A 4,997-nucleotide genomic window follows, 5' to 3' on the forward strand; every position below is an offset into this window, starting at 1 on the left:
CCCCCACAACCCCACCGGGACCGTGGCCTCCCGGGAGCTCAAGGAGCTGCTCGTGGAGCTGGCCGCCGAGCACGACGCCGTGATCGTCACGGACGAGGTCTACGAGCACCTGCGCTACGACGGCCCCCACGAACCTCTGGCCACCCTGCCGGACGCCGCCGAGCGCACCCTCACGGTGTCCTCGGCGGGCAAGACGTTCTCCGCCACGGGATGGCGCGTGGGCTGGGTGAGCGGGCCCCGGGACCTGGTGCAGGGCGTCGTCGCCGTCAAGACGTACCTGTCCCACAGCGCCGCGGCACCCCTGCAGCACGCGGTCGCGGAGGCCCTGGCCTTCCCCCGGGAGTTCTTCGACGGGATGCTCGCGGACTACCGCGAGCGCCGGGACGTCCTCGTGGCAGGGCTGGGCGAGGCGGGCCTCACCCCGCCGACGCCGCAGGGCACGTTCTTCGCCGTGGCGGACGTGAGCGACCACTACGCACTGGCAGGGGTGGACGACGCCGCCGGGCTCGCCCAGCACTGGGCGCAGACCGCGGGTGTGGTGGGCATCCCCGTGTCCGCGTTCGCGAGCCCCGCGAACCAGGGGCTCTACGCCGACTGGCTGCGCCTCGCGTTCTGCAAGCGCACCGAGGTGCTGCGGGCTGCGATGGCGGGGCTGGCCGCCGCGGTCTGAACCCGGCGCAGCGGTCCGAGTGGCGTCAGTCCGCCGCCGTCTCCTCGTCCGCCTCGAGGAACCACAGCACGGTCTCCCCGTGGACGCTGGTCTCGAAACGGCGCAGCCCCTCCGGCCAGGCGGGCTCCTCGGTGCGGGCAGCGCGTTCCACCGCGATCACGCCCCCGGGTCCCAGCCGCCCCACGAGCAGTGAGAGCAGGCGCGTGAGCTCGGCGTTCTCCAGGGGGTAGGGCGGGTCCGCAAGTACGAGGTCCCAGCGGTGGAACGGGGCCCGCCCCAGGTACCCGGCCACGCCGGAGTGGACGGTGGTGAGCTTCGTCTCCGGGCACGACGCCGCCAGCAGCGCCGCGTTCTCCCGGCACACCTTTGCGGCCGTGGCCGCCTTTTCCACGAGCGTCACGACGGCGGCGCCCCGACTGGCCGCCTCCAGGCCGAGCGCGCCCGAGCCCGCGAAGAGGTCCAGCACGCGCGCGTCCTGGCACATGCCCCACGCGTCCAGACGCCCGAACAGGGACTCCTTGACCCGGTCCGTGGTGGGCCGGGTGGCGGAGCCCGGGACGGACTTCAGCCGCAGCCCCCCGGCCCGTCCGGCAATGATCCGTGTCATCCTCGCTCCAGAAATGCTTGTCGGTCCTCGTCCAGCACCCGCTCGATGCTCGCCCGCAGCACCGGGTGGGCCGAGAGCTCGGGATCCTCCCGGACCACGTCCTCCGCGGCTGCACGGGCCCGCGCCACGAGCTCCTCGTCCCGCAGCACACCCACCCAGCGCAGCCCTGAGCGTCCACCGGACTGGGAGGCCCCCAGGATGTCGCCCTCCTTGCGCAGCCGCAGGTCCGCCTCCGCGAGCTCGAAGCCGTCCGTGGTGGCGGCCACCGCGTCCAGCCGGGCGCGCGCCGGGTGCTCCGGGGGCAGCCGGGTCACCAGCAGACAGGTGCTCGCGTGCTCGCCACGCCCGATCCGGCCCCGCAACTGGTGCAGCTGCGAGATGCCGAAGCGCTCGGGGTCCACCACCACCATGAGCGTGGCGTTGGGGACGTCCACGCCCACCTCCACCACGGTAGTGGAGACCAGCACGTCGATCTCCCCGGTGTCGAACGCGGCCATGGTGTCCGCCTTGGTCTGCGTGTCCTGGCGTCCGTGCAGCAGGGACACCCGGGCACCTCGCAGCTCGGGGCGCGCGGCCACGAGCTCGTGCAACCACGTGACGGTGGCGGGTTCCGGCTCGTCCTGCTGGGCCTCCAGGGAGGCGCGCAGCGAGGTGAAGGGCGGCAGGGCGGCGTCGTCGCCGATCTTGGGGGCCACCACGTAGACCTGGCGGCCCTGCGCCACGTGCTCCGCGGCGAGCGCCCACACGCGGTTCTCCCACGCGGGGCCGTGCTCCGCGAGGCCCACGACGAACGTGTCGATGGGACGCCGTCCGCCCGGCAGCTCGCGCAGGGTGCTCACGTCCAGGTCCCCGAACACGGTCATCGCCACGGTGCGCGGAATGGGGGTGGCGGTCATCACGAGGGTGTGCGGCACCTGCCCGGCCTTGTCCCGCAGGGCGTCGCGCTGCTCCACGCCGAAGCGGTGCTGCTCGTCCACCACGGCCAGGCCCAGCTCCGCGAACTGCACCGTCTCCTGGATCAGGGCATGGGTGCCCACCACGATCCCCGCCGCACCGCTCGCAATGTCCAGCAGCGCACGACGCCGCGCGGCCGCGGACATGCTGCCCGTGAGCAGGGTGACCCCGGTGGCCCGGGGGTCACCGCCGAGCTGCCCCGGAGCGGCGAGGGGACCCAGCAGGGCGGTGATCTTCTCGTGGTGCTGCGTGGCGAGCACCTCCGTGGGCGCGAGCATCGCTGCCTGGGCGCCGCTGTCCACCACCTGGAGCATGGCCCGCAGCGCCACCACGGTCTTCCCGGAGCCCACGTCCCCCTGCAGCAGGCGGTTCATGGGCGAGGTGCCCGAGAGCTCCGCGGCGATCTGCTCACCCACGTCCCGCTGCCCGGCCGTGAGCTCGAACGGCAGGAGCTCGTCGAAGCGTGCGAGCAGGCCGTCGGCCCGGAGCGGGCGTGGGTCCACGGGGTGCGTGGAGTGCTCGGCCCGGCGACGCATCAGCTCGCTCTGCAGGACGAACGCCTCCTGGAACCGGAACCGGCGGCGAGCGGCCTCGCACGCCTCCACCGTCTCCGGGCGGTGCAGGTCCCGGTACGCCTGGCCCAGCGGCGGCAGACGCTCCGCGGCGAGCAGCTCGGGGGCCAGCGGGTCATCCAGGGAGTCCAGGTCCGCCGTGAGCAGCAGCTGGTGGACCACCTTGGCGATGCGCGGTGTGGTGAGCTTGCCGGCCTCCGGGTAGACCGGGATGGGGAGCAGCTCACCGGACTCGGACGTGCTGCCGGCCACGGACTCGGGGGTCTCCACGGGCGCGTAGTCCGCGCCGGTCATCGCGAGCTCACCGCGGTAGAGCCCCGGCTTGCCGGTGAACAGGGCGAGCGATCCCACGGGCAGGTCCTTCTGGGCGGAGTACGCGTTGAAGAACGTGATCTTCAGCTGCGCGCCGGAGTCGTCGGTCACCACCACGTCCGTGAGGCTGCGCCGCGGGTCGCTGCGCATCCGCCGTGTGCTGGAGGACTCCACCCGGGCGACGAACGAGGTGCGCTCCCCCGCCACGAGGTCCGTGAGCGCCTGGATCCTGCCCCGCCGGATGTAGCGCCGCGGGGCGTGGTCCAGCAGCTGGCCCACCGTGGTGATCCCCAGCTCCTTGCCCAGCAGCGCCACCGTGGAGTGCGGCGAGGTGCCGGGGACGTAGCGCGTGAGGGGCTGGTCCAGCAGGCCCGCGAAGGCGGTGACGGGCACCGTCTCCTCCCCCTCGGTCACCGGGGCTCCGCCGCGAGCGTCGTCACCGTCACGTTGCGGGCCTTGCCGCGGGCGCGCATGAGGTCCAGGGCGGTGCCCGGGTCCGTGACGTGCACGTGGACGCGCCACGTGTAGCCCTCCTCGTGCTCGCCCACCGCGCTCACGATCACGCTGCTGCCGGCGTCGTCCAGCTCGTGGCGCAGCTCTGCGGCGTCCAGTGCGGAGAGGTCCATGGTGCCCATGACCTCGTAGCCTTCCTGGAGCTCGTCCGCGCTCTGGTCCACCGGGTGCGTGTGGTGGCGGATCACGTCCGGCACGGGGTCCACGAAGTTCTCGGAACCTCCCAGCTCGGCGCGCAGGGCCGTGAGGAGCACGAGCATTCCCAGGGCCCCGGAGTCCACCGTGCCCCGCTCGGCGAGCACGGGCAGCTGGCCCACGGTGTCGATCACGGCACGGGTGCACGCGGCGAGCACCAGGTCCAGCCAGTCCACCAGCTGCTGGTTGGAGCCCTCCGCCGCGGTCTCCGGAACGGGGGTCTCGCCCGCGGCCTGCAGCACCGAGATCAGGGTCCCGGGCACGGGGTCGGTGAGCGCGGAGGAGCAGCGGACCTGCGCCGCCGTGAACGCGTCCTTGAGCTGGGCGGCGGTGAGCCGCACGCTGCCCTGAACGGCGCCGCCCATGGCCGTAAGCGCGACCGCGGCGAGCACACCGGAGTTGCCGCGGGCCTGCTCGAGCGCGGCCTGGCCGGCGTAGGTGAGCAGCTCGCCCACGTCCTTGCCCTCGATCAGGTCGGCGGCCTCCGCGGCGTAGCCCACGGTCACGCTCAGGTTCGCCCCGGTGTCCGCATCCGCCACGGGGAAGACGTTGAGGTTGTCGAGCACGTCCGCGTGCTCGCACAGGCCCCGGTGGGCGGCGTGCAGCCACGCGCGGACTTCGGTGGTGGAGGAGCCGGGCTTATGGCTCAAAGTGATCCCATCCTTCGACGACGTCGCGGCCGAACCACTGCTGGGAGGTGCGCCCGCCGATGGTCACGGCGGGCCCCACGGGGTCCCGCCGGGAGCTCTCCCCGGGGTTCGCCCCACTGCCCGGGACCACTGTCCCGGGGGCCGCGGGCGCACACGAGCCTATCGCACGGACCCCGGGAGGCAGCCGGGAATCCACAGGCAGGACCGCCAGCAGACCGTGGTCCTCACCGCCCGTGAGCACCCACTGCCACGGGTCCCCTCCCACTGCCTCACCCGCGGGGGCGAGGCTGTTCACGTGGGGCTCCAGGGCACGGGGTTCCAGGTCGATGTGCAGGCCACTGGCGCGTGCGATCCGCCCGGCGTCCCGCAGCAGCCCGTCGGAGACGTCCATCATGGCCAGTGCCCCCGCCCGGGCGAGCGCCGGACCGGTCGTCACGGGCGGGCGGGGCCGCAGCTGGGCCAATTCCAGGGCGTCCCGCAGCTGCGCCGGGACGGCGTCCCACGCGCCGGGGACGGGGCACGGC

5 protein-coding genes are annotated in these 4,997 nt (G+C 73.7%); 1 reads left to right on the plus strand and 4 read right to left on the minus strand.

Annotated features, from left to right (window positions below; all coding sequences use genetic code 11):
• On the plus strand, nt 1-670 hold a 670-nt coding region (locus tag CWC38_RS10880), incomplete at its 5' end, for an aminotransferase class I/II-fold pyridoxal phosphate-dependent enzyme (RefSeq protein WP_121846748.1).
• A 25-nt stretch (nt 671-695) separates the two neighbouring features.
• Here CWC38_RS10880 and rsmD read toward each other — a convergent pair.
• The 4 genes from rsmD to CWC38_RS10900 all read right to left on the minus strand — a co-directional run.
• Entirely contained in the window at nt 696-1,277 is a 582-nt protein-coding gene (gene rsmD / locus CWC38_RS10885; protein WP_121846749.1) for a 16S rRNA (guanine(966)-N(2))-methyltransferase RsmD, read from the minus strand.
• Nucleotides 1,274-3,529: an ATP-dependent DNA helicase RecG gene (locus CWC38_RS10890; RefSeq protein ID WP_240625232.1), complete on the minus strand. Its 2,256-nt coding sequence runs from the start codon at nt 3,527-3,529 to the stop codon at nt 1,274-1,276. Before CWC38_RS10890 ends, rsmD begins: the two co-directional genes overlap by 4 nt.
• Nucleotides 3,526-4,473: a DAK2 domain-containing protein gene (locus tag CWC38_RS10895; protein WP_121846750.1), complete on the minus strand. Its 948-nt coding sequence runs from the start codon at nt 4,471-4,473 to the stop codon at nt 3,526-3,528. Before CWC38_RS10895 ends, CWC38_RS10890 begins: the two co-directional genes overlap by 4 nt.
• On the minus strand, nt 4,463-4,997 hold a 535-nt coding region (locus CWC38_RS10900; protein WP_369126646.1), incomplete at its 5' end, for a thiamine-phosphate kinase. The genes CWC38_RS10895 and CWC38_RS10900, both read right to left, overlap by 11 nt.

This window comes from Kocuria tytonicola, assembly GCF_003687455.1.
In the GTDB taxonomy this organism is placed as follows: Bacteria; Actinomycetota; Actinomycetes; order Actinomycetales; family Micrococcaceae; genus Kocuria; species Kocuria tytonicola.